The sequence below is a fragment of the Methyloceanibacter sp. genome (assembly GCF_050726195.1).
In the GTDB taxonomy this organism is placed as follows: domain Bacteria; phylum Pseudomonadota; class Alphaproteobacteria; order Rhizobiales; family Methyloligellaceae; genus Methyloceanibacter.
The window spans coordinates 125,594-150,127 of sequence record NZ_JBOHJC010000001.1; the positions used below are offsets into that span (position 1 = coordinate 125,594).

Below are 24,534 nucleotides of genomic sequence, written 5' to 3' on the forward strand. Positions count from 1 at the left end.
TGCCGCCCGCTAAGCCTTGCTAACAGGCCCGTTCCCCCCGAGATTGCCCGACAGCATGACCTCCAAGCTCATCTCCATCGGCGCTGCACGGGACGTATAGATGACGCAAGACGAAGCGCTTGCATTGCTCAAGACCGGCGCGTCTGTCTTCCTCACCGGCCAGCCCGGCAGCGGCAAGACCCACACAGTCAATCGCTACCTCAGGGAACTTCAGCGGCTCGACATTGCGTACGCTTACACCGCCTCGACCGGCATCGCGGCGACCCACGGGCATGGCGTTACCATTCACGCCTGGAGCGGGATCGGCGTGCGTGAGGCGCTGAGCCGCCGAGACCTTGATCTGCTGGCCGCCAATCGTCGTCTCACCTCTCGTATCGAGAAGACGAGCGTCCTGGTCATCGACGAGATCTCGATGCTCCCCGCGCGGAGCCTAACTCTGGTGGATGCTGTTTGCCGCCATATCAAGGGAATTCCATCGCCGTTCGGTGGCTTGCAGGTCGTTCTCGTCGGCGACTTCTTTCAGTTGCCGCCGGTGGTTCGCCGCGGCGCGCAGCCTGCCTTGCTGCCTGAAGCCGACGGTGCAAATGCCTTCGGCTCGGAGTTCGCCCATGCGTCCGCCGCCTGGCGTGATCTCTCTCCGACCGTCTGCTATTTATCCGAACAGCATCGGCAGACTGACAAGCCGTTTCTTGAGGTGCTCGCTGCCATACGCGCCAACGCTTGCGCCGGCATTCATCGAGAGCGTCTGGCCGAGCGGCTGGTGGGCAATGACCCTCCGCCTGAGGGCTGCACCCGCCTCTTCACTCACAATGCCGCGGTCGATGACATCAACCGGCAGCAACTGGCGAAGCTTGGCGGTAAGACGCACGTTTTCACCATGCTCGCCAAGGGGGCCGATCACTTCGTACAGGCGCTCAAACGCGGATGCTTGTCGCCAGAGACTCTCGAGCTCAAGCACGAGGCGGTGGTGATGTTCACCAAGAACGATCCGGCGGGACGCTTCGTCAACGGCACGCTCGGGGTAGTGGAAACTTTCGACACGGACGATGGCTATCCCCTGGTGCGAACGCGCGGCGGAAAGCGCATCATGGCGGAGCCCGCCGTGTGGAAGATCGAGGAAGCCGGCAAGGAACGGGCGAGCATCGCGCAAGTACCGCTCCGGTTAGCTTGGGCGATGACCGTGCATAAGAGCCAAGGCATGTCGCTCGACACTGCCGTGATCGACCTCTCGCGCGCCTTCGAATACGGCCAGGGCTATGTCGCCCTGTCGCGCCTGCGCAGCCTGTCGGGCCTGCATCTCCTCGGCCTCAACGAGCGGGCCCTGCGCGTCCATCCGCTCGCTGTCGAGAAGGACGCCGAGTTTGGTGCGGCGTCGGCGGCGGCGCGCCGCGCTTCAGGCGGCGTGGACGCGCTCACCAGCAAGCAGGCGGCCTTCCTCGCCGCCTGCCAAGCGCGCCCGCCCTCCGCCGAGCCGAAACGTCCAAGGCGGTCGGCCTATCCCAAGAGCTACGAGGTGGCAGCGCTCCGGGAGACCCATGCCAAAGCCTATGCGCCTTGGACCATGGCCGAGGAGAACGACCTCGCGCTGCGCCACCACAAGGGCGAGCCGATTGACTCGATCGCCGCAGCCCTCGGCCGGAAGCTCGGCGCCATAAGGTCCCGTCTCAAGAAGCTCGGTTTGATCTAGGCCGCCGTGCTACTGAAGGTCACAAGTCGAAATCGCCGGCGTTGAGCCTTGTGACATCGTTCACACGGATGGCGAAGTCGGCCTTGCCGTCGCCGTTCACGTCGCCTTCGACGATGGCGTCGCCGTTCCTCACGATGTAATGCAACTCGCCCTTCCTCTCGTGGAACGACTGCCTGCCGATAAAGGTGAACGCCTGATTGCCGCCGCCAGCCCTGGCGTCGATGGCGGACAAGTCGATCAGGTCGTCCACCCGGTTGAAGTCGAGGATGGTGTCGCGGCCCGAGGATCGCGTGGTCGAGTCCCGCACCGAGGTGTAGACGAACGTATCGGCACCATCGTAGCCGAATAGGCTATCTCCGCCTCGCCCGCCGCGGATGAGATTGTCGCCCTCGTTACCTTGCAGGAAATTCCGCGCGTTGGAGCCGATCAGCGACAAGTCTTCCGTGCCCGCAAGCAGCACGTTCTCGACATTGGCATAGTTGGCGAGATTGATGCTGAAGGCTGCCTGGATCGTGTCCGTGCCCTGACCGGCCGACTCGATGACGGTGTCAAGCACGCTGTCGAGCGAGTAGGTGTCATTCCCTGCGCCGCCCGCCAATTGATCGGGGCCGTCGCCGCCGACGAGGACGTCGTTGCCGAGGCCACCGAACAGCAAATCGCTGCCGTTGTCGCCGAACAGGAAGTCGTTGCCGGCGCCGCCGTCGAGGAGGTCGTTGCCGAGACCGCCATGGAGCGTGTCGTTGCCGTTCTCGCCCCTCAGCGTGTCCTGACCGTTCTCGCCGAACAGCTCGTCGTTGCCGGAGCGCCCCTCGATGAAGTCATTGAGAAAGGTGCCGACCAAAGTGTCGTCGAAGCCCGTGCCAAACAGGGTCACCGCCTCGTCGCGGGGATCGAAGATCTGGCCGCGGATGGCGTTACCGTCGGTATCGCCGCCGGTTTGACTTGCATCCGACCAAGCGAAAACAAGGCGGCCGTCGGCGAGTGCCGTGATCGTCGGCTCTCCCTGAGCCTGACTCGTGGTGGCGTTGACGAGGAACTCGCTACCCGATTTGCTGCCGTCGGCGTTGAAGACCTGCGCGCGCACGGCCGTGCTCGAGCTATCGCCGCCGCTCTGGCTCGCATCGGTCCAGGTGATGACGAAACGGCCGTCGGCCAGAGCCGTGATCGCCGGGTCATCCTGAGCCTGATCCGTGGTGGTGTTGACGAGAATCTCGCTGCCCGACTTGGTACCGTCCGCATTGAACACCTGCGCGCGAATCGCCGCACCGTCGGTATCGTCGCCGCTCTGGCTCGCATCGGTCCAGGCGACGACGAAGCGGCCGTCGGCCAGGCCCGTGATCGTCGGCTCTCCCTGAGACTGAGTCGTGGTGGTGTTGACGAGAAACTCGCCGCCCGACTTGGTGCCGTCGGCATTGAACACCTGCGCGCGGATCCCCGTCCCGCTGGTATCGCCGGTGAGCCCGCCGTCATCCGTCCAGGCGACGACGAAGCGGCCGTCGGTCAGACCGGCGATCGTCGGGCTCGTCTGTTGGCCATTGGTCGTGGTGGCGACCAGGAATTCACCGCCGAACTTGCTGCCGTCGGCATTGAAGACCTGAGCGAGAAGTGACTGATTGGGTTCGTTGGTAAAGCTCTCGTCCCGCCAGGCGACGACGAAGCGTCCGTCGGTCAGTGCGGAGATCGTGGGCTCGAACTGACCGTTTATCGTCGTCGTGTTGACGAGGAATGCGCCGCCTGAGGCATTGCCGTCGGCGTCGAAGATCTGCGCACGAATCGCCTCGAGGTTGGTGTCGCCTCCGGTCTGGCTCGCGTCCTCCCAGGCGATGATGAAGCCTCCGTCGGCCAAAGCCGTGATGGTCGGTGCTGACGCGGCACCTGGCGTGGCCGTATTGACCAGAAACTCGGCGCCGCTCGGATTTCCCGCCCCGTCGTAGATCTGCACGCGAATGTTGAGCGTACCGTTGTCCTGAAAGGCAATCACAAATCCTCCGCCGACCAGGGCGGCGACGGTTGGGCTCACCTGGGAGCCTGTCGTCGTGGTGTTGATCAGGAATTCGTCGCCCAATTTGATAGATGTAGCCATGACTTGTTCCTCCCTTGTCCGCTGCTTGCGGGCAAAAAATCAGCGTCTGGGCGCCCTTGGACCGATCTTTCCGCTAGGCGCTGCGACGCTGGTTGCGGTTTCAACTTCCGGAGGGAAGATGCAGGCCCGGGGGTCCTTATGACAAGTCATCCCGGGATCAATACTTTCTCAAGTTTACGTCATGGCGAGTTGATCTGTAGATGTACTTGTATTATTTACCATTGTATCGAAAATTGTAGATGAATTACTGAGACCGGCATTCCCTTGCGGACTCGACGCGATAGCGCGCGGCGGCTTGGCGAGAAACCAGCGAGGACATTGGCGGACTCCACAGGAAGCGGCTAAGGCTTATCGGACCCGCGGGGCTCGGGCCTTCAGGAAACCCAGCGGCTGGCCGCGGGACCTAAAGAATGAAGTCGCCCTTGGCGAGGCTGCCGACATTGACGAAGATCTCGAAGTCGGCCTTGCCGTCGCCGTTCACGTCGCCTTGGACGATCACCGTCGCGCCCTTGTCGATGTAGCGGAGTTCGCCCTTCTGGTCATGGAAGCCCTGCTTGCCGATGAACTTGAAGGCGTTGTTGCCGGAAACGCCCGTCTTGGCGTCGATGGTCGAAAGATCGATGCGGTCATCGACGGCGGCACTGAAATCGAGAATCTGATCGCGAGCCGCGCCGTTGCCCGCCTCCTTGATGGAGTTGAAGTCGAAGAAATCGCGGTCGGCGCCGCCCGTCAGACGATCCCGGCCGAGCCCACCGCGGAGGGTGTCGTCGCCCGCACCGCCGTCAAGCGTGTCGCCGCTCTTGCCGCCGATCAAGGTGTCATTGCCGGCTTCGCCGAACACCTTGACTGCGGTGCTGCCGCCGGCGCCGTTGAAGGTGTCAATGCCGAGGCCAAGAAACACGTCGCCGGTGATCTTGCCCTTGTTGACGATGACGTCGTCGACGTTGCCGGTGGCGGCGTTCAAGTCGATGTCGCCGGAAATGGTGCCGCGGTTGTCGAGCGAGATGCGGCCGCCGAAACTCGCAGATGTAAAAATCGCGGCGTCGGAGCCCTTGATAGTGCCGCCGGCGAAGTTGGTGATCGTCGTCGTCACGCCGGGGTTGGTGTTGACAAACACGCCAAAATGGTCCGAGTGGATCAGGCCGGAATTGTTCATGACCCCGCCGCCCAAATCGGCGCGAACCCCATTGTCCTGTCCATAGATGACGCCATCGTTGTTCAGCACGAAGTTATCGGAAAAGAAACGGATGCCATCATCCCTGTGTCCGATGATCGTGCCATGATTGGTCACGGTGGTGCCGTCGCCAAGCACAAGTACACCGTCCTGGCCCCCCACGATGGTGCGGCCGGCATTGTTGGTTATGACCGCATTGCCGCCAACAAAGCCCACACCGTTGATATCCCCAAAGATATTACCATTGTTGATCAGCGTGCTTCCGGTTTGGTTGCTTGAAATGCCGTTACTGACGGTGGAGATCACAGAGACGCCGGCGCCAATGGTGACCTGGATGTTGTTCGCACCGAACCTAATCGCGGCGTCGTCATCGGCTAACTGGTCGGTGTTGATGGTGCTAGTACCGCCCACGACGAGTGCTGGCATGGCTTGTTCTCCTCTGTTGCGGCCGGGCACTTGGGGTCAGGAGACGGACCTGGGCTGCCCATGCCGAAATCCTCCTTCTAGGAATGCAATGGCCGGGCGCGGCCGCGCATGCGCGCGATCGGGCGAAGCGGTCGCCACGGTCGCCTGCTAGGAATCTTGGCTTAAGTCGGCCGTCCGCGCGTCGGCCAAACGGCCAATGCCGGGCTATTTTTGTTGGGGCTCGCGCGCCGGGCTGTCGAAGCCGGCGATCAGGCGGACAAGATCCGCTTGGCGCCTGGTGCCCGTCTTGGCGAAGAGATGCTCGAGGTGCCGCTTGATCGTGGAGCGCGAGGCGCCGAGCGCGTCGGCGACGGCATCGACCCCGCCCACCTCGATCAGCGCGTGAAGCACCCTCTCCTCCGCCGGCGTGAAGCCATAGAGCTGCGCAGATGCTTTGACGGCGGCGGGAAGATCGACGCTCGCCTTGCGCACGAACAGCGCCGCCACGGCGGCGGTGTTGAGGCCGGCCTCGCGGCGCATGCCGGAGGTGAGGGGCAGGACGTTGGCCATATAGCGTTCACCCGCTCGGCCGCGGATCGGCAGCGCCATGCCGCCGGTCGCAACCGCATCGTCGCCCGCCTTGGCCGCGCGGTATACGTCGCGCAGCGCCCGATCGACGGCAGGATCGCAGACGACGAGTACATCTTGGGCAAGAACCAACGGGTCGCCCGCGTCGATCATAGCGCGAGCGGCCGAATTGGCGTGAACCAACAGGCCTCTCGCATCGACCAGGAACACGGCAGCGGCAAAGCCGTCGATCGTCTCGGCAAAGGCGTTCGTCTGCACGTGATTGAGGTCGATGACCTTGCCGATCAGCACGGAGCGGCGCATATGCGGCGCGATGAGGCCGACGCGATGCCGTGCCGCGTCATCGGCGAAGCCGTCGCGCCGGTGCCGGACGACGGCAAGCGGTACGATACTGGTCGCCGACTTTTCGAGATTGCAGCCGATGAAGTCGATATAGCCCTGCGGCTCTAGCCAGCCCTTGTAGTAGTCGGTCTCGTGCATCTGCGCGAACGGAACGAAGTCCGACGAGGTGAACGGCTCGCAGATCGGGAAAGCCATGACGGCCGGGAAAATGGGATTGATCGCGGCGTATTTTTGCAAATACAGATCGTAGTAGTAGGGATCGTGCCCCCAGGCGAAATAGCCGCCCGCCGCATTGGTGACGTCCTGAAAGAACATATTGCCCATGCTGCCCGGCACATAGGCGCAAATCTTCTCCAGAACCGGGACCCATAGCCCAGGATCGAGCGCCGCGTCGTAGATATCGCCGATGAGCGACGACACCTGCACAGCCTCATCTTGACCACGCATTGGCATGTCAGATGCTCCGTAAAACCAATGCTGGCTCCGCGAGACGGAGTCAATTGCCGACGGACCCCTGGCACCGACCGGCCGGCTTTCAAAATCCCTGGAAATTATTGGAATTTGGCGGACTGAGCGGCGGAGCTGGGGGCTAACCGCTTGCATCCCGGGGCTGGCTCTTGTGGCGAAGGGCCCTGCAAGCTAAGCCTTGCGGAGCGGCGCATTCCCCCCGACATTGCCCAGAACAATGACCTCAAAGCACCTCTCCATCCGCGGCGCGCGGGAGCACAATCTCAAGAATGTCAGCCTCGACCTGCCGCGCGAGCAGCTGGTGGTTATCACCGGGCTGTCCGGCTCCGGCAAGTCCTCGCTCGCCTTCGACACCGTCTATGCCGAGGGCCAGCGGCGCTATGTGGAGAGCCTGTCGGCCTACGCGCGCCAGTTCCTCGACATGATGCAGAAGCCGGACGTCGATCATATCGACGGGCTGTCCCCGGCCATCTCCATCGAGCAGAAGACCACCTCGAAGAATCCGCGCTCCACGGTCGGCACGGTCACCGAGATCTACGATTACATGCGCCTCTTATGGGCGCGGGTCGGCGTGCCCTATTCGCCGGCGACCGGGCTGCCCATCGAGAGCCAGACCGTGAGTCAGATGGTGGATCGCGTCTTGGCGCTGCCCGAAGGCACCCGCCTCTATCTGCTGGCGCCCATCGCCCGCGGCCGCAAGGGCGAATATAAGAAGGAGCTCGCCGAGCTCCAGAAGAAGGGCTTCCAGCGGGTCAAGATCGACGGCGCGTTCCACGAGATCGCCGAGGCGCCTGCCCTCGACAAGAAGTTCAAGCACGACATCGACGTGGTGGTGGACCGGATCGTGGTGCGCCCTGACATGTCGGCAAGGCTCGCCGACTCATTCGAGACGGCGCTGCAACTGTCCGACGGCATCGCCATCGCCGAGTTCGCCGACAAACCGGCGAAAGGTGGCGCCGAGCGGATCATCTTCTCGGCGAAGTTCGCCTGCCCGGTGTCGGGCTTCACCATCGAGGAGATCGAGCCGCGCCTGTTCTCGTTCAACAACCCGTATGGCGCCTGCCCGGCCTGCGACGGGCTCGGCACGGAGCTGTTCTTCGAGCCGGAGCTCGTGGTGCCGGACGAGACCCTGTCACTGGCGCGCGGCGCCATCGCGCCGTGGAACCGCACATCCGCGACCTCGCCCTATTACCAGCAGACCCTCGAGGCGCTCGCCCGCCACTACCGCCAGCCGATGAGCCGCCCGTGGAAGGACCTGCCGGAGAAGTTCCGCGAGGTTCTGCTCTATGGCTCGGGCGAGGAGGAGATCACCTTCACCTATGACGACGGCGTGCGCCGCTACACCACGTCGAAGCCGTTCGAGGGCGTCATCACCAATATCGAGCGGCGCTGGCGCGAGACGGAGTCCACCTGGGTCACCGAGGAGCTGGAGCGCTATCAGTCCGACCAGCCGTGCGAGGCCTGCGCGGGCTATCGCCTCAAGCCGCAGGCGTTGGCGGTGAAGATCGCCGGCCTGCATATCGGCGAGGTCACCGAGATGTCGATCAAGGAGGCCGGCGCCTGGTTCGCAGGCCTGCCGGCCAAGCTCACGGCGAAGCAGAACGAGATCGCCGAGCGCATCCTCAAGGAGATCCGCGAGCGGCTCGCCTTCCTCAACGATGTCGGCCTCGACTATCTGACCCTCGCCCGCGCCTCCGGCACGTTAAGCGGCGGCGAGAGCCAGCGCATCCGGCTTGCCTCGCAGATCGGCTCCGGGCTGACCGGCGTGCTCTATGTGCTGGACGAGCCGTCCATCGGGCTCCACCAGCGCGACAACGCGCGGCTGCTGGAGACGCTCAAAGCGCTGCGCGACCTCGGCAACTCCGTGATCGTGGTCGAGCACGACGAGGAGGCGATCCGCGAGGCCGACCATGTGGTCGACATGGGGCCTGGCGCGGGCGTGCATGGCGGCGAGGTGGTGGCGGAAGGCACGCCCGAACAAGTAATGGCGAACCCGGCGAGCCTCACCGGCCAATACCTCACCGGCTTCAAGCAGATCCCCCTCCCCGCCACGCGCCGCAAGCCGAGCAAAGGCCGGCGCATCAAGGTCGTCGGCGCCTCGGAGAACAACCTCAAATCCATCAATGTCGACATCCCCCTCGGCCTGTTCACCTGCGTCACCGGCGTCTCGGGCGGCGGCAAGTCGACCTTTCTCATCGAGACGCTCTACCGCGCCGTCGCCCGCAAGCTGAACAATTCGCGCGAGCTGCCCGGCACGCACAAATCCATCGAGGGCCTGGAGCATCTCGACAAGGTCATCGACATCGACCAGAGCCCGATCGGCCGCACCCCTCGCTCCAACCCCGCGACCTATACCGGCGCCTTCACCCCGATCCGCGAATGGTTCGCCGAGCTGCCCGAGGCCAAGACCCGCGGCTACAAGCCCGGCCGCTTCTCGTTCAACGTCAAGGGCGGGCGCTGCGAGGCCTGCCAGGGCGACGGCGTCATCAAGATCGAGATGCACTTTCTGCCCGACATCTACGTCACCTGCGACGTGTGCAAGGGCAAGCGCTACGACCGCGAGACCCTGGAGATCAAGTTCAAGGGCAAGTCGATCGCCGACGTTCTCGACATGACCGTCGAGGAGGCGGCCGAGCTGTTCAAGGCGGTGCCCGCCGTGCGCGACAAGCTGCTCACGCTCGCCCGCGTCGGCCTCGGCTACATCCATGTCGGCCAGCAGGCGACGACCTTGTCGGGCGGCGAGGCGCAGCGCATCAAGCTGTCGAAGGAGCTGTCGAAGCGCGCCACCGGCCGCACGCTCTATATCCTCGACGAGCCGACCACCGGGCTCCACTTCCACGACGTGGCGAAGCTGCTCGAGGTGCTGCACGAGCTGGTCGACCAGGGCAACACGGTGGTGGTGATCGAGCACAATCTCGAAGTGATAAAGACCGCGGACTGGATCATCGACCTCGGCCCCGAAGGCGGCGATGCCGGCGGCGAGGTGGTGGCGACCGGCACCCCGGAGGAGGTCGCGGCGAATTCTGCGAGCTACACGGGGCAGTATCTCAAGCAGCTGCTGTCGCGGCGCGGCGGCGTGGCCCGCGGCAAACGCCCCGCCGCGAGCGAAGCGGCGGAGTGACAATTGCCTACGTCGACGTACCTACGTCCTTTTTCGCTTGAGCAGTCGGCCCTGTTCCCAAGCTAGTAGGTCCAATAGCCCCGGATACTCCGGGCTAATTTCACGCGCCAGATAAATAAGTTCTTCCTTTTTTGCGTCCTCACGTAGCAGCCCTATCGACTGAAAATACTTCATAACTTGCCTGTCCGCAGATATGTCGATCGCGGATTTGTCCCGCATTGGAACCTTGAGCTGCCGCACGAGAATGTTGGTAGCCATCGTTGCGATCTTCGGTCCTACGCCGTCGAACTCGAGGAATCTACGGATAACAAGTGCACAACGCGGATTTTCTGACCAAATCGAGCTTGCGACGCCCTTATAGGAAGTAGCTATGCGTTGAACGCCTCGGAAAAAGATTGTTGGCATGATGTTCTTTCTGAAACGATGAAGGCGCTCTTTCGCGAAAATTGTCTGAGTCCGTTGCAAACTCAACGAATTGTAGTGGGAGAAGTCAAAACCTCCGACAACCAGACCAACACGGTACGGGATAACCCACGCCTGTTTCGCGCCAAGTTGGCGATCCATCAAACATGCTAGAACGTAGTGATGAGGAAAATTTTCGAGGTCTGAAAGCATTCGCTCGGCTTCGGGAATGCCTGTATCGAATCCTTCTGTTGGACCGCACAGGTCGAGCCGCCTCTTGGCTTCGGCTACAAGATGTCCATAGGTAGGCATTTCTAATCAACTCTCCCGCAGGAGCCCCGTTAGGTTGCGACTGTCAGTCAATGTCCTCGACAGGGCCACTAGGAGCGGGAACCTGAGCCGCCTCTTGTATGGTCTTCACCACATCAGCTCCGTACCTTCGCGCAAGTCTGTCGAGAAACGTCGGTTCGATGACGTTCGCAAATGCTAAATATCCGGCAAGGATCTGGAGTTGCTCGGGGCTAAGTTGATTGAGCGATGCTCGGTGAACCTGAGCGGACAATTTTCGCTTTCGATCCCGTCCAAGACTCAATAGCCCGTCATTTGTCAAAATCACTCCGGTCACCGTCCGACGGAATTTGGTTGTTACAAACGTCGTCTTCTGGTCGTTAACGCGCAGCTTTGGATGAGTGAGTGCATGGGTAGCTTTTTCAACAACGTGAATCATGTCACGAAGCATCCCGATCCGCTGACCGGAGAATGTTAGGTCATCCGCGTAGCGCGTATAGGCAATACCTCGACGAACTGCTTCCTTGGTTACGATCTCATCGAATTCATACATAAGCACGTTTGACAAAGATGGCGAAGACGGCGCGCCGATCGAAAGCTTTAACAACCGCTCTCCTCGTGCTCGCCTAAATAGGATCAGAGAGGAAATTGCAGCGTCCTCGGAAGTCAGGACTTCATGCTTCTCGCAATAGAACTTCCAGTCCTCGCTGCGGATGGACGGAAAAAAGTCCTTGAAGTCCATTTTCAGAATTGGGCCGTGCCCTGAATGTGGACTCGCGTTGTCTCGGATCGATCTATGACGCCGATAGGCTGTCGCGGCTTCATGAATTGGTAGTCGATCCAATATTTTCGCTATCAAGACGCGTTGCAGAACCTTGAGCTCACGAGCCGGCTGAGCAATTTCTCGTGTGCCTCCAGCACGCTTCTTGATGGTGAAGACCTTGTAGCGACTAGGGGCGGTTCGGATGATGCGCTGCAGATCTTCGTGGGATAAGCCGGTTTCGGAGGATAGCATTCGCAAGAGGGTGGTCATGGGGCCGCCCCCTCCAACACTTCGGAAATTGCGCGAGCCCGCGCTTGATCTTGAGATTTCCAATAAGTGCGAATGTCCATTCGCCAGCGCAATTTATCGCGAGGCTCAACCTCGTCTTCGAGGCTGAAAACTAGGGCATATTCGCCTCCAGTCGCCACATAGTAAGTGTTGTTGCCTTTTTTGACCTTCTTGATCCAGCCCAACAACTGTGAACAATAAAGAAAGTTATGAAGTCTCTTTTTATCTAGTGCTCTTCCGCTGAGCATTTCAACGTATTGTCGAATTTCCTTTTGAATCAGAGCGCCATACTCTTGGCAAAGGCCAGTTATCATGAGTATGATATGGCCATCTTTTTCCTTGAGAAATTTTTCAGATGAGACTTGAACCGCCAGTCGCTCATCTATGACCGGGGCCACACTGTCGTGAAGCCTGATCATATCTAGCTTTTCAAGTGGTTGGTCGCCTTGGGATATACCCAAATACGCGGTATCCAGGCTCAACACCCACTCATCACCGTACTTCGATTCTAAGAATCTTATTGGCCCGTCTCGTATGAAGGACTTGTCGTCATAGAAATGATCGTTGACTATGGCCAATAACTGAGGCGCTACGGGCTCAAGCGCTGCGAAGGCTCCAAACTCGGCTAGGCTTCCCGCGCTCTCACGAAAAGAACGATTAAGCCAACAACTTGAGCAATATCGGATTCGAAGCTCAATAAATCTTCATATAGCGCGTCTGCTGTAAGCGGATCGGCGTCTTCCGCCAGCATTACTTTGTAAGTCGGGGGAGAATCTGTAACTAGCCGGTGGAATGCATCACGAAGGACCAGCGGCTGAGCCTGCCCGTCGCCAAGTTTGCCCCCGCAAAGGAATACGACCTTTGATGGTTGCCTGACCCGTAGGCTGTCCCGCTTAATACTGCCTATCAGGTTGCCTGGATGGAATGGAGCCACTTACCTTTGAAGGTGAGGAAGAGGGTGATGTCTTATCGAGCGTAAGCGTCCCGAAGGGCGATGAGACAGCGCCCTCTTCCGCACCGATAAGACTACACAATCGACTTAAGTCCGGCGGATCGCCGGACAAGCACGAGAACAAGTGCAATCGCGTAAGTGGTAGTAGGTATAGAACACACCACGGGTCTAATTTGTCAACTATCCTGCCACCCATCTTCCCCAAGAGTTGGCTGGAAATGGTGCCTTCGCCCGTTGTCATGCCCGCGAAAGCGGGCATCCAGTAACCACCGATCTTCGCTTTTGCGAACGGCAGGAGTTACTGGATCGCCGGGTCAAGCCGGGCGAGGACGAAGGACGGAAATGAGCCGGAGCCGGAGCTCCCTGACGAGGTCCCCAAAAAAAATGGAAGCCTCCGGGTTTTTAGGCCCGGGGACTCCCAACCTTACTTTTCGATTGCTCGAATTTCGGGTCTGAGGATTAACGTGTCACGCGCCCATAAGTTCCCGCCCGGTGGCGCGCGGCCCTTACGTATATCCCGTGAAGTCCTCGCTGTGGATGTCCTGGTCGTCGATGCCCATGTCGTCGAGCATCTGGCGCATGGCCTCGCACATGTCCGGCGTGCCGGCGACGTAGTAATGCGGCCTGGGCAGGTCGCTTGCGGCCTCCTTCACCATGGCGGGATCGATGCGCCGCGTCTCGCCGTCCCAGCCGCCCTCGTCCTCCGTCCCGGTCATGGTCACGACGAGGCGGAAAGTGTCGAGACGCTTCTCCAGGGCGCGGAGCTCGTCCAGATAGGCCGCGTCCTCGGGCCGCCGGTTCGAATAGAGCAGCGCCATGGGGCGCGGGCTCTCCTTCTCCGCCTCGCTGCGCAGCACGCTGATGAACGGGGTGATGCCGATGCCGCCGGCGATCATGACGATGGCGCGGTCGGGCTCGTCGTGCAGGCTCATGGTTCCGGTCGGGCCGACGATGCGCACTCTGGCGCCGGGCTTGGCCTCGCCAAGCGGCTGCTTGTAGGCGCTCTTGCGCATGCGGGTGGCGATGGTCAGCCGGTCCTCGTGCGGCGCGGAGGCGAGCGAGAATGAGCGCTGGCGGTCGTCGCTCACGCCCGGAAAATCCTCCGGCAGGAACAGGTCGATCGATTCACACGGGCTGAATGTGAACCCGTCCGGCTTCTCGAAATGAAAGGCGCGCGTGGACCGGGCGATCTCCTCGCTGCCCAACAGCTTGCTGTCATATTTGCCCATGACGAGAAGTATAGCGCGAAAGAGCAGCGGACCCCTTCCCTTCGTCATGCCCGGACTTGATCCGGGCATCCAATGTGGCGGAGCGGCAGGTGGTGAGTCCCGAATGGATGGCCGGGACAAGCCCGGCCATGACGGTTATGGATGTTAGCTCTCGCCGCTTCGCCACGAGAGCACCGACAGCAGAAGCGTGCCGAAGGCGAGCACGTAGAGCACGGCGCGCACCGCGTGGGAGTATTCCCATTGCGCGCGCCACGCCTCCCAATCGTCGGGGAGCATAGTCCAGTTCTCGGTGGCGCGGTTGGCGGGCGCGGTGAAGCCCCAGAAAGCGATCAGCTCGCCCACGAGCAGCACGACGGCGATCGCCGCCAGGACGAAGGGCGCGCCCGTGCCGCGCAAGCCGAACATGAGCGCGATCACGGCGATGAAGGCCGCCGGCACGAATAGCCCGACCATCCACCAGTTGTCGTAATTGCGCTGCACGGTGAGATAGTCGTCCGGGCCGATGCCGATCTTGTTGGGCAGCTCGAACAGATGCGCGAGTGCCGCGCCCATGGCGATGGCGGTCAGCATCAAAGCGAGGAAATAGAGGATGCGCACCATGGGACGGGAACGGCGCGCGGCGCCCCCGGTTCCACCGCCGTTCGATGGAATTGTGAAAATCTTCCTAGACACTCTCCCTCGCCTCCGCTACATTCCACCCGCCTCGTCCAGTCAAGGGGCGCGCTCATGAGGCGTTCATGGATGCGGGACGGGGTGCGGCGCCCGCGGGCCTGGTTACGCGACCAAGGCCCCCGGGCGGTGCGGGCTACCCCCCGGGGGCTACTACGAGCCGCCGCCGGATGTCGGAGAGGTGTGGTTGTCTCTTATGTGGCGCTACCGCGCTTCGCGCTACTTGAGCGCGATTGTTGCGCTATCGCTTCGGGAACGGCCACTGCAAGTGGGGTCCGCCGCCGACCAACGCCGCAAATGAACATGCGCTTTTTAGCGATGCGCTACCGGCCTCTGGCCTACTTGAGCGCATTTGCTTCTCGCGCGTGTGGCGCGCCGCGAGGCGCCCGCCGTGGTCCCGAAAGGATCGCGGAACCATAGGTTTGCGCTTCTCGGCGCGCCATCCCCCCTTCTTTCGATGGGGGCAAGCTCATTGACACGAGCCGGACGCGTTCCCGCGCCGCGGTAACGAAGAGGCATGTCTTGCCGAAACCGAGCCACAAACTCCCCGCTCTCCCCGTGGGGGAGAGCACACGCGCCGAAGGCGCGTGGTGAGGGGGAAGCCGCGAAGCGGCGTCGAGCGTGCGTGGCCCCCTCACCCTTCCCGCCATGCGACTTGCGCAGAGCTGCGCTCGCGCAAGATCGCGGCGGAAAGCCCTCTCCCCACTGGGGAGAGGGGAAGCGTGGGCTCAAGGCGCCTCGGTGAAGCGGCCGTAGGCGCGCACGGCGATATAGGCGGCGAGGGTGAGCACGAGGAGGCCGCCGAGCGCGATGAGCACGGCGAGCACCAGCGGGCCGCTGCCGGCATCGGTGACGGCGAGCATGTCGAAGGCCTGCACCGCCCACACGGCGATCAAAGCGAGGCCGACGAGGAGCACGCTAACGGCGGTGACCACGGCCCAGCGGTGGATGCGCCGGCGCCGCGCGAGCTTGTCGCTGAACATGGGCGGACCCTAGCACGTCCGGAAGCGGGCGCGCGCTAGGCCGGCTTCGCCTCGGCGAGCAGCGTGTTGCTGACCTTGATCTTGTTGGCGAGCTCGCGGCCGATGAGCTGATAGATGAGGCCGGCGACCTCGGTCTCGTGCGCGAAGAAGTGGTTGAGCTTGTCCTGCTCGAAGTCGAGCACGCGCACGCCCTTCCCCGCCGTCACCGTCGCCGTGGCCGGCCGGTCGGTGAGGAAGGCGACCTCGCCGACGAAATTGCCGGCCTTGAGCTGCGAGACCTCGCGGCCGCCGATGGCGACCTTGACCCTGCCGGCGCAGATGAAGAACAGGTGCTCCAGCGGCTCGTTCTCCACCGCGAGCTTGGTCCCCGCGTCGATGTCGCGGAACTCGCTGGCGGTGAGGAGGCGCGCGATCTGCGCATCGTCGAGGCCGGCCAGCACTTTCCGCAACAGGTCGCGGTCGCGCGCGGGCAAGGTCAGCGACAGGCGGTCCTTCATCAGGCGGTAGATTTGGTAGAGATTGATGAGGATGAAGACGATGTCCCAGCCGATGCCGGTGCGGAGATCCCCGCCCGACATCGTGAAGTAGAGAATTTCGAGCGACAGCCCGATCACGGCCACCACCCGCAGCCAAAGGATATTGGTGAGCCAATAGGAAATCGCGATCAGGACATAGGAGAGATGCCCCGGCCAATTGTTGAGGCTGAAGATGGTGGCCAGGTCATCCATGGGGGCCCCTCCATGTGTCGGACGCTGGTGATGATAGCGCCGAGACGATCACCGGGATATCGGCGAGCCGGGGGTCCCCTGTTAGGGGAAATCAAGCGACGGCAAGGATGGAGGGTCTAGTTCTCAGCGCTCTGGGCTGCGGCTTGGGTCTCGCAGTCGCCGAAGGCGGGCGCGCCGGCATAGGTCAGGCATCGCGCCTCGGCGGCCTCGCTCGGGGCGAGCGCCATGGGGAGCATGGGCGCCTGCTCGGTCACGCAGCCGGCAAGAGCCACAGGGACGAGAAGGATGAAAAGCCGCTTCAACATGAAAGTCCCCGCGAGGCGGCCCTGGGTGGGGCCAGCCATAGATATGGCCGGCCCACCGCCGATTGCAAGGGGGCTAGCTCCGCGGGCCGGGGAGCAGCCAGGCGCTCTCGACCGCGTAGGCGCGGGGATCGAAATAGAAATAGTGGCGGCCGATGCGCCCCGTCTGGGTCATGCGCTTGGCCCAGTCCGGCTTGACGTAGTCGGCGTGGTAGTGGGTCGAGGTCTCCAGGGACGCCACCTGGAAGAGCGGCCGGGGCTTGGTCTCGCCGGCCAGGAGCCAGGCGGCGTAGCCCTGGATGTCCTCCCATACGGCGTACTCGGTGATAGCGTCGGTCGTGCCGTCGCAGGCGAAGGAGAATTGGCAGCGGTTGCGCCGGTGGTCGTTCTGGTAGACGACCCCACAGATGGTGTCGGGATAGGCGCCGCTCTCCACCCGGTTGAGGATCACCCGCCCGACCGCCAGCTGGCCGCGAACGGACTCGCCACGGGCCTCGAAATAGATGCCCTCGGCAAGGCAAGCGAGCTCGCTGTCGGATGGCGTGGCGGCGGCGGCTGGAACCGTGCTTTCCGCGGCCACCTCGAGTGCTGCGGCTTCGATGCCCCTCAGAGTCGAGGCGGCAGCGGTCGAAGGCGCACGCGGCCTTTCCGTCGCGGCGCCAACGGGGGCCGTGCTCTCGCTAGCTACCATCTGTGCTGCGGCCTCAATGCCCTTGAGATACGAGGCAGCAGCTGATGTCGGAGCGGTCGAAGGCTCACCCGGCTCATCCGCACGGGCGGGCTGCAACAGTACAAGAAACCCCAAGACAATCACGCATATACGCAAACTCGCAATCCCCCGAAGCTCCATTGATTCCCCTCACTGTTGTTAACCTTCCCGAGGTTGGACGCTCGGGACCGGGGCTAATGCTGGGAAAATCTGTCGGGGGAAAGATCATGATGTGACGAAACCGTGGTCTCCCCACGATAATAGTGCGGCAAATTGCTTCAACCGGGCGTTGTGGGAAGAATAACCCCTGGGACTAGGGCGCCTGGCCGGGAATGAGGTCGATCCAGCGATCGAGGATCTGCTTGCAGGCACCAGCAAAGATCGGCAAGTGCCTTCGGCTCTCGCCGATTATGGTCTCGGCATCGAACCCGTTGGCCGCCATGTAGTCGGCGTTGTTCCGGCACATCAGCTCGACCAGCGGCTCGTCGACCTCGGCGTGATACTGGAAGCCATAGACGTTGCTGCCGTAGCGAAACAGCTGGCACGGCGTCATGACCGACGAGGCCAGATTGGTGGCGCCGGGCACGTTCTCGATGCGATCGCCGTGAAAGTGGTAGGCGAGCAGCGTTTTGGGATGGCCCGTAAGCAGCGCGTCGCCCGCCCCGTCCTCGGTCAGAGTCAGGTCGTACCAACCGATTTCCTTCTTTGCTCCCGGCACCACCTCGCCGCCGAGCGTCCGTGCCAAGATCTGGGCGCCGAGGCAGAATCCGGCGATCGGCTTGCCTGCTTGCATGAAGTCCTGACAGAGCGCCATCTCGCGCGCGAGGTAAGGATAGGTCTCGGTCTCATAGGCGCTTTGCGCCCCGCCGAGCACCACGAGAGCTGCGTAGCCGGCAGAGCCAACGCGGTCGTAATCGGTGTCGTAACCGAACACCCTCTCCTGCTTCAGCCCGCGCGCGGAGAGCAGGGTCGTCAACTGGCCGGCACCTTCCTTTGGGTCGTTCTGAACGATGAGAACCGGTTTCATGACAGACCTCGATGCGTGCCTGGCAGATACAAGCAAACTGGGAGGATTCTCAAGGCTCGCCCACCCAAAAAGTGCCCGTCCAAGACATAACGGGGAACATGAGGATGGGCGTCCGAATTGGGTGGCCTCAGTTCTTCGCAAGGGGCATAATCCCTTCAATCGTCAAATTTTAAGCGGTTTTTCCGGATAGGCGTGGAGTATCCCGAGGGAGCTAGGGGCCTGCGCCAGGGGGAGCACACCATGAAGCCAATTGCATTGGGGCTGATTCTGGCGACGTGCCTCGCTTTCCCCGCTGTTGCCGCCGAGCCCGGGGGACCGGCGGCGCTGATCACCCGGACCGAGGCCGTCAGGATCGCCATCCAAGGTCAGATCGCGGACAAGACCGGTTCTGGTGCGGCTCAGCAGGTCGCCCTTGCGGAATACTATTCGGTGCCTGATCGGCGTCTGCTCTGGGTCGACGAGAGCGGGCTGACCCCGCGTGGCAAAGCCATCGTGGCCGAGATCGCCAAGGCCGATGACTATGGCCTGCGCGCTTCGGACTACTCGCTTCCCGACAACTCGCTGTTCAACCCCTCGGATGCCGATGCGGTCGATTGGCTCGCCGGCGCCGAGCTCAAGATCAGCACCGCCGTGCTCGAATACGCCAAGGATGCGCGTGGCGGCCGCCTGGAACCGCAGCGCCTCAGCAAAAACCTCGACCCCACGCTTTTCCTGCCCAACCCGGCCGAGGTCATCGCCTTCATCGCCTTGCGTTCCGACCCCGCAGCCTATTTGCGCAGCTTCCAGCCCAGCCAGCCGCAGTTCGAGGCACTAAGGCAGAAGTTGCTGCAGCTCCGCAACGGCGGCGAACCGGCCGAGCCCGCCGACCCGCCGGTCGTCGTCATACCCGACGGCCCGGTTTTGAAGCTTGGTGTCGATCATGAGCATGTCGCGCTGCTCAGGAAGCGGCTGACGATGCCGGTGAGTACATCCGGCAACGAAACTCTGTTCGACAATGACGTGTTCGAAGCCGTGCGGCAGTTCCAGCGCGAGCATGGCCTTGGCGCCGACGGCATGGTCGGGGCCGGCACAAGGGCCAGGCTCAACAACAAACAAGCACCGCAGCAGCCCGGAGGCGACGCGACCATCCAGGCGCTCGTGATCAACATGGAGCGGTGGCGCTGGTTACCCCAGGACCTTGGGCCGTTCTACGTCACGGTCAACATCCCGGAGTTCATGCTGCGCATCGTCGACGACGGAACGCCGATTCATGAGACGCGCGTGGTCGTCGGCAAAACCGACAAGCAGACCCCGGTGTTCTCGGATTTCATGGAAGAGATCGTCTTTCGTCCCTACTGGAACGTCCCGAACTCGATCAAGACCGAGGAAATTGCGCCTTACCTGTACCAGGGCGGCGGCTTCTTCGGCGGCGGGTGGGACACCTCGGTCCTTCGGCGTCACAACCTCCGCATCAGGGGATATAACGGGCGCGACATCGACCCCGATTCGGTCGACTGGGGGAGCACCGATATTCGCAGATACGAGCTCTATCAGCCGCCTGGACCTGGCAACGTGCTCGGCATGATGAAGTTCGTGTTCCCCAACACGCATGACGTCTACATGCACGACACGACGCAAAAGCATCTGTTCGCCAAGGCCGTCCGCACCGAAAGCCATGGCTGCATGCGCGTGCAGAATCCAGACCAGGTGGCGACTATCCTGCTCAAGCAAGACCAAGACTGGACGGCGGGGCACGTCGCCTCGGCCGTACAGGGTCATGACGACAATCATATCGCACTGAAGCAGCACATCCCGGTCTACATCACCTATTTGACCCTGAGGGTGAACGACGACGGCTCGATGGCGAGATTCCGCGACATCTACGGTCACGATGCTCGAATGGCCGCGGCGCTGAGCGGCGAGCCTTTGCTCTACGACACGCCCACCGTTCCGCAAGAAGTCGTGGCGAGCGATACGACGCGACGGGTCAACCGGCGCGTCCGCCAGCGTGCGACATTCGAGAACGACTTTACCCGGGCGCTATTCGGCTTCTAAGCACCGCGAAGCAGAGTCTGAAGGTTTGAGGCCCCTCGCCTACCCGGCGATCTGCTTGATAACTTTCACAATGACAAGCAGGATCACCGCGCCGATAAACGCGAGGATGATCGCGCCGAGTACGCCGCCGCCGAGGGTCAAGGCGATCCCGAAATACGGGAACAGGAAGCCCGCGAGCAGCGCCCCCAAGATGCCGATAACGATATCGCCGACAAGGCCGAAACCGGTGCCTTGCACGACGAGGCCGGCGAGCCAGCCGGCAATGGCCCCGACCACAAGCGCGATGATGAGTGCTGTCAACATTGTTTCCCCCTCCGTTGGCGTCCAAACGAAGTCTAGCATGAGTCTCTGCGGGTCGAGGATCGCCGATGTGCTATGGACTTTGATCTCGCGTTAGGACTAAATCGGCGCCTACAGCGTCCTAAGTTGGGGAGTTCGACCATGATCAGAGCGGTATTGGCCGGTACGGTCGTCGCGGCCGCGGTTCTATTCGTTGGCCAGCCGGCCAAGGCCGAATGGCTATGCGGTGAGGACCGTTGCGTCTGGGTTACTTGGGACGTCGACGAGCCGGCCTTCGCCCTGGCCTGGGGCCCGCCGCCCAGGCCCAGTTGCTTCTGGAGGCAGGGCATACTCGGCCGCTGGCGGATGGTCTGCCGTTAGTTAGATCCGAACTTCCGGTTGGGCGCCCTCGCGACTCCTGATTATGGCTTCAGCACGAGGGGCACGACCGTCCGTCCTGGTGGGAAGCCTTCGCCATCGGAGACGTCCTCCTCGAAGACTTCTAGGTGGCCGATCTGCCGCGCGTCCACGTTGTAGGGCACCGTGAACGAGAACGCGCCTGGACCATCGACGCCGCCGCCTTGGGTATGGCCGCTGGCGAGCTCCACGCCGGTGCGGCCGATGAGCTTCCATTGCACATTGCTCTCGAAGGTGCGCGAGCAGCCCACGACCGTGAAGCCGCTCTCAACCCGCTCGCCGGCCTTCGGCTGAGTGGCGATGACGAAGGCGGCTTCGCCGAACGCGCCGTCGTCATTGGCGCAATTGTCGGCGGTCTCCTCGCCGCCGCCCCACGATCCCATCGCGGCGGCATGCTCCGTCTCCACAACGAGCGTCAAACTTGATAGCGCAAGGACCGCGCCCGCCGCGGTGTAAAGCATCGGGTGTTTCATGGCCTCCTCCTGCTTTTGCCGATGACTGCTGCCGGCCGGACGCCGGCGGCGGTCAAGGCTACGCCCGCGGCTCAGCCAAGACAACGCGATAGCGAGAAGGACGCAGAGCTCCCGATTGAGAGCCCCGAACGCCTCATCCCTCGCGATTGGGCGTGCCGAGGATGTGGCTCTTAGGCGGCAGCATTACCTGATCGAAGTCCTGGGTGAACATCGCCGCGGCAAAGAAGGCGACGGCGCGCAAGGTCTCCTTGCCGGTGTTCTCGAGATCGTGGCGCACCGGCGTCGGGATGACGAAGACGCTTCCCGGTCCAACCTGATGGGTGGATCCATCCTCGAGATAGAGCTTCCCTTGCCCGGCAATGATGTACTGTGTCTCCTCGGTCGCATCGGTGTGCCAGCCGAGCCGCCCGCCGGGCTCAATCTCATAGACGATGGTCGAGGACGCCGTAGTGCCGCCCTCGCCGCCATAAAGCGCGAAGGCGCCCTGCCAGCGCACCGCCTTGTCGGTCTCGCCCCAAACTTTGTTGCGCGGAAGCTTGTTGGAATCGAGGATAACAGTCTTGACGGTGGAACCCTTGGGTGCCGCTTTGGTGGCAGTTGCAGTGGCCATGATCCCTTCCTCCTTCGGTGATGGTGAAACGAAGCTATCGCCAGGCTGGTCTCAGAGTTCGGTCCTCCCGAGGTTCAGGTTATGAAACGGTATCGGCGACGGCCCGCATTCGAGTCGAAATGCAGGGGACCGACCCTGCAGCTCAGCTCCGCTTCACACTGCGGCGATCGACGCCGATGACGAGCGCGGCGCGGTACCGGCCGCCCTCTTCATTGATCTCCACCAATGTTTCGGCGCCGCCCTCACGCTTGAAAATGAAGTCGTTATCGTTGAACGTGTCTCGCTTCGCCTTCCGCGCAAGATAGGGCTCAAGGCTTGTATAGATGCGATCGGTGATCGCATCGGGAAAATAAAGCTGGCCGGTGACGAGATCTTTCTCCTCCACCAGCACCTTGAAGTGGATATGCGGCGTACGCCCGGGATACCAGCCGGGATAGATCGTGGCGAAGCGCACCTGGCCGTCCACATCGGCGAACTGCGTGCCGCGCAAGAAGGTCTCGCCCTCGGTCGAGCCGGTCGCTTGGCGCGCGTAGCCCGAATAAACGCCGAGCCCGTCGGAATGCCAGACATCGACGCGGGCGCCTCCTAGCTTTGAGCAGGTCTCGGCTTCAACGACTTGCAGCGTGAGGGCGAGCGGCGCACCGCGCTTGCCCTCGGTGATATCGGCGCGCACCAGCTTGGGGTCGAAATAGAACGGCCCTTCCATCGCTTCGGGCGTAAGCACGCAAACCTTGGCATCGGCTAGGGTCGCACGCCCGCCCGCAGCAGCCGGTCTACCGGCGATGGTGAGGCCGGTCGCCGCCACGGCGCCGGCCAAGGCTTGCCGCCGGGTCATGCCGCTTCTCGTCTCTGCGCTCATCAATCGACCTTTTGGGCAACGATAGCGTCGAGCAGAGCACGCAAAAGTGTCAGGGCCTGGGCGTAGATGCCGGGCGCCTCACTCTCACGCGGGCCTGCAATGCACAGCGCGCCGTCTCCCCTCGCCGCGAGCCAAGCGCGAGCTTCGGCCAGGGCTCCAAGAGAGTTGAGGTCGACGACGAGATACGGCTTGGCAAACATCTTGGCGCAGCGAATGGCTCGCTCGGTGCCCTGCGACACGCCGGGGCCGGCGCTCTCCGTCAAGACGAGCAAGGCGTCACTGTCGCGCACGTTCCATTCGGTGCGCTTGCGCGGATCGGCGGCGGGCGTCTCTTGCAAGCCCGGGTACAGCGCGAGCAGACCGGGGGGCGTCACGAAATCTTCGGCCCAGCCGTTCCTCGGGCACCAGCCCCAATAGGCGATGCCTTTCTCTATGGCGGCATCGAGCGCGGCGCGATCGACGCCGGTCTGGCCGCCCGAGACGATCTTCAGCATTCGTGTCTCGCCTTGCACTTCGCCGCAGAAGCGGCATCATGCGGCGAACAGGGGGACACCGCCATGTCATTGAAGCTTCTGATCTTCGGCTTCGCCGCCGGATTCCTCGCCACGCTGATCTTCCATCAAGGCCTGTGGTACGTGTTCAACCTGACCGGCGTCATTCCGCCGGACCGTCCCGCCTGGCCGGTCGATCCCATCCCGCCATGGGGCGTGCCGTCGGTGCTGTCCAAGGCGTTCTGGGGTGGCGTGTGGGGCTTGGCGCTTACGCCAGTGCTCGCGCATCTCAGCGGCGCGAGCTATTGGGCGGCCTGGATCCTGGTGGGGGCCATCGCGCTGACCCTCGTCGCCTTCTTCGTCGTGCCGCCGCTCAAGGGAGAACCCATGCAGGCGATGGGCCCGCGCTTCCTGATCGGGCTTGCGGCGAACGGGGCGTGGGGCTTCGGCACCGCGCTGCTTCTGCAAGTCTTTGGCGCCGTCCGCTCCTAGGATGCCTGCGCAGTCGCCAGCTTCGCGTCTAAGGCCGTAGCTCGTTGCAGCGCCGGACGCTGCTCAAGGCGCCCGACATAGGCCATGAACTCGGGCCGCTTAGGCAGGAGATTGAACATCGTGCCCCAGCGGAGCATGGAGCCGACGATCACGTCGGCGGCGGTGAACTGATCGCCCATGAGATAAGGACCCGGCTCGACCGCCTTGGCGGTCACATTCATCACCGTGTCGAAATCGCCATAACTCAGCATGCCGCGCCTTGGCGCCTCCTTGCGGGGGAACGCACGATCGGTGACCGCAGGCTCGATGCAGCTTGGGCTGAAGAACAGCCACTTGAGGTAGGATCCGCGGCGCGGATCGCCGACGGGCACGTTGAGCTTCGCTTGAGGAAACTCGTCGGCGAGATAGGTGCAAATGGCGGCCGCCTCGGTAATGATCGCATCGCCGTGACGCAAGGCAGGAACCTTGCCCATCGGATTGATGGCAAGATACTCGGGTGAAGATTGCTCACTTTTGGTCAGATCAAGCAAATGGACGTCGTAGGGTTCGCCCAGCTCCTCGAGCATCCAGCGGACGATCGACGAGCGCGACGGGCTTGCATGATAGAGCGTGAGGTCGGCCATGAGGTTCTCCTCCCTTCGTCTGCCGCCCCAACTAATCGTGCGTTGTGG

At 62.6% G+C, this 24,534-nt stretch carries 23 protein-coding genes; 4 read left to right on the top strand and 19 right to left on the bottom strand.

The window, feature by feature from the left end:
* The first annotated feature begins 100 nt into the window (after positions 1-100).
* Complete coding sequence (locus tag ACRECX_RS00635) at positions 101-1,687, top strand: ATP-dependent DNA helicase (protein ID WP_431556873.1); 1,587 nt, start codon at positions 101-103, stop codon at positions 1,685-1,687.
* Positions 1,688-1,706: 19 nt separating this feature from the next.
* On the opposite strand, the gene ACRECX_RS00640 is transcribed toward ACRECX_RS00635, so the two are convergent.
* The 3 genes from ACRECX_RS00640 to ACRECX_RS00650 form a co-directional block, all read right to left on the bottom strand.
* Positions 1,707-3,770: a calcium-binding protein gene (locus ACRECX_RS00640; RefSeq protein ID WP_431556874.1), complete on the bottom strand. Its 2,064-nt coding sequence runs from the start codon at positions 3,768-3,770 to the stop codon at positions 1,707-1,709.
* Between the two features lie 403 nt (positions 3,771-4,173).
* Positions 4,174-5,370, bottom strand: coding sequence for a hypothetical protein (locus ACRECX_RS00645; protein ID WP_431556875.1), 1,197 nt, complete (start codon positions 5,368-5,370; stop codon positions 4,174-4,176).
* 204 nt (positions 5,371-5,574) lie between these two features.
* Positions 5,575-6,726 (bottom strand): helix-turn-helix transcriptional regulator, encoded by a 1,152-nt coding sequence (locus ACRECX_RS00650; RefSeq protein WP_431556876.1) that lies wholly within the window; start codon positions 6,724-6,726, stop codon positions 5,575-5,577.
* Between the two features lie 238 nt (positions 6,727-6,964).
* Between ACRECX_RS00650 and uvrA the strand changes: the two genes are divergently transcribed.
* Positions 6,965-9,868 (top strand): excinuclease ABC subunit UvrA, encoded by a 2,904-nt coding sequence (gene uvrA, locus ACRECX_RS00655; RefSeq protein ID WP_431556877.1) that lies wholly within the window; start codon positions 6,965-6,967, stop codon positions 9,866-9,868.
* 21 nt (positions 9,869-9,889) lie between these two features.
* Here uvrA and ACRECX_RS00660 read toward each other — a convergent pair whose 3' ends face one another.
* From ACRECX_RS00660 to ACRECX_RS00705, 10 genes are all read right to left on the bottom strand, one after another.
* Complete coding sequence (locus ACRECX_RS00660) at positions 9,890-10,582, bottom strand: hypothetical protein (protein ID WP_431556878.1); 693 nt, start codon at positions 10,580-10,582, stop codon at positions 9,890-9,892.
* Between the two features lie 43 nt (positions 10,583-10,625).
* Positions 10,626-11,591, bottom strand: coding sequence for a retron St85 family RNA-directed DNA polymerase (locus ACRECX_RS00665; protein ID WP_431556879.1), 966 nt, complete (start codon positions 11,589-11,591; stop codon positions 10,626-10,628).
* Entirely contained in the window at positions 11,588-12,307 is a 720-nt protein-coding gene (locus ACRECX_RS00670) for a retron St85 family effector protein (protein WP_431557010.1), read from the bottom strand. Before ACRECX_RS00670 ends, ACRECX_RS00665 begins: the two co-directional genes overlap by 4 nt.
* 760 nt (positions 12,308-13,067) lie before the next feature.
* On the bottom strand, positions 13,068-13,838 hold the full coding sequence (locus ACRECX_RS00675) for a ferredoxin--NADP reductase (RefSeq protein WP_431556880.1): 771 nt from the start codon (positions 13,836-13,838) through the stop codon (positions 13,068-13,070).
* Positions 13,839-13,934: 96 nt separating this feature from the next.
* Positions 13,935-14,462: a hypothetical protein gene (locus ACRECX_RS00680; RefSeq protein ID WP_431556881.1), complete on the bottom strand. Its 528-nt coding sequence runs from the start codon at positions 14,460-14,462 to the stop codon at positions 13,935-13,937.
* 725 nt (positions 14,463-15,187) lie between these two features.
* Entirely contained in the window at positions 15,188-15,442 is a 255-nt protein-coding gene (locus ACRECX_RS00685; RefSeq protein WP_431556882.1) for a hypothetical protein, read from the bottom strand.
* 35 nt (positions 15,443-15,477) lie between these two features.
* Positions 15,478-16,170, bottom strand: a complete 693-nt coding sequence (locus tag ACRECX_RS00690; RefSeq protein ID WP_431556883.1) for a Crp/Fnr family transcriptional regulator — start codon at positions 16,168-16,170, stop codon at positions 15,478-15,480.
* A gap of 116 nt (positions 16,171-16,286) precedes the next feature.
* Positions 16,287-16,475, bottom strand: coding sequence for a hypothetical protein (locus ACRECX_RS00695; protein WP_431556884.1), 189 nt, complete (start codon positions 16,473-16,475; stop codon positions 16,287-16,289).
* 73 nt (positions 16,476-16,548) lie between these two features.
* Positions 16,549-17,163 (bottom strand): cell wall hydrolase, encoded by a 615-nt coding sequence (locus ACRECX_RS00700; RefSeq protein ID WP_431556885.1) that lies wholly within the window; start codon positions 17,161-17,163, stop codon positions 16,549-16,551.
* Between the two features lie 331 nt (positions 17,164-17,494).
* Positions 17,495-18,208, bottom strand: a complete 714-nt coding sequence (locus tag ACRECX_RS00705; RefSeq protein WP_431556886.1) for a type 1 glutamine amidotransferase — start codon at positions 18,206-18,208, stop codon at positions 17,495-17,497.
* Between the two features lie 240 nt (positions 18,209-18,448).
* Between ACRECX_RS00705 and ACRECX_RS00710 the strand changes: the two genes are divergently transcribed.
* Positions 18,449-20,242 (top strand): L,D-transpeptidase family protein, encoded by a 1,794-nt coding sequence (locus ACRECX_RS00710; RefSeq protein WP_431556887.1) that lies wholly within the window; start codon positions 18,449-18,451, stop codon positions 20,240-20,242.
* A 39-nt stretch (positions 20,243-20,281) separates the two neighbouring features.
* On the opposite strand, the gene ACRECX_RS00715 is transcribed toward ACRECX_RS00710, so the two are convergent.
* The 5 genes from ACRECX_RS00715 to ACRECX_RS00735 form a co-directional block, all read right to left on the bottom strand.
* A complete protein-coding gene (locus tag ACRECX_RS00715; protein ID WP_431556888.1) occupies positions 20,282-20,545 on the bottom strand; it encodes a GlsB/YeaQ/YmgE family stress response membrane protein in 264 nt (87 codons plus the stop codon).
* Positions 20,546-20,943: 398 nt separating this feature from the next.
* A complete protein-coding gene (locus tag ACRECX_RS00720) occupies positions 20,944-21,411 on the bottom strand; it encodes a Gmad2 immunoglobulin-like domain-containing protein (RefSeq protein ID WP_431556889.1) in 468 nt (155 codons plus the stop codon).
* Positions 21,412-21,544: 133 nt separating this feature from the next.
* Entirely contained in the window at positions 21,545-22,021 is a 477-nt protein-coding gene (locus ACRECX_RS00725) for a cupin domain-containing protein (protein ID WP_431556890.1), read from the bottom strand.
* A 142-nt stretch (positions 22,022-22,163) separates the two neighbouring features.
* Complete coding sequence (locus ACRECX_RS00730) at positions 22,164-22,880, bottom strand: intradiol ring-cleavage dioxygenase (protein ID WP_431556891.1); 717 nt, start codon at positions 22,878-22,880, stop codon at positions 22,164-22,166.
* The gene (locus ACRECX_RS00735; protein WP_431556892.1) at positions 22,880-23,374 is read right to left on the bottom strand and encodes a putative molybdenum carrier protein; all 495 of its coding nucleotides are present in this window, start codon (positions 23,372-23,374) and stop codon (positions 22,880-22,882) included. Before ACRECX_RS00735 ends, ACRECX_RS00730 begins: the two co-directional genes overlap by 1 nt.
* Positions 23,375-23,437: 63 nt before the next feature.
* Between ACRECX_RS00735 and ACRECX_RS00740 the strand changes: the two genes are divergently transcribed.
* Positions 23,438-23,863, top strand: a complete 426-nt coding sequence (locus ACRECX_RS00740; protein ID WP_431556893.1) for a hypothetical protein — start codon at positions 23,438-23,440, stop codon at positions 23,861-23,863.
* On the opposite strand, the gene ACRECX_RS00745 is transcribed toward ACRECX_RS00740, so the two are convergent.
* Positions 23,860-24,486 carry a glutathione S-transferase family protein gene (locus ACRECX_RS00745; RefSeq protein WP_431556894.1) on the bottom strand — a complete coding sequence of 209 codons (627 nt, stop codon included), beginning with the start codon at positions 24,484-24,486 and terminating at the stop codon, positions 23,860-23,862. The two genes, ACRECX_RS00740 and ACRECX_RS00745, sit on opposite strands and share 4 nt — an antisense overlap.
* Positions 24,487-24,534: the final 48 nt, after the last annotated feature.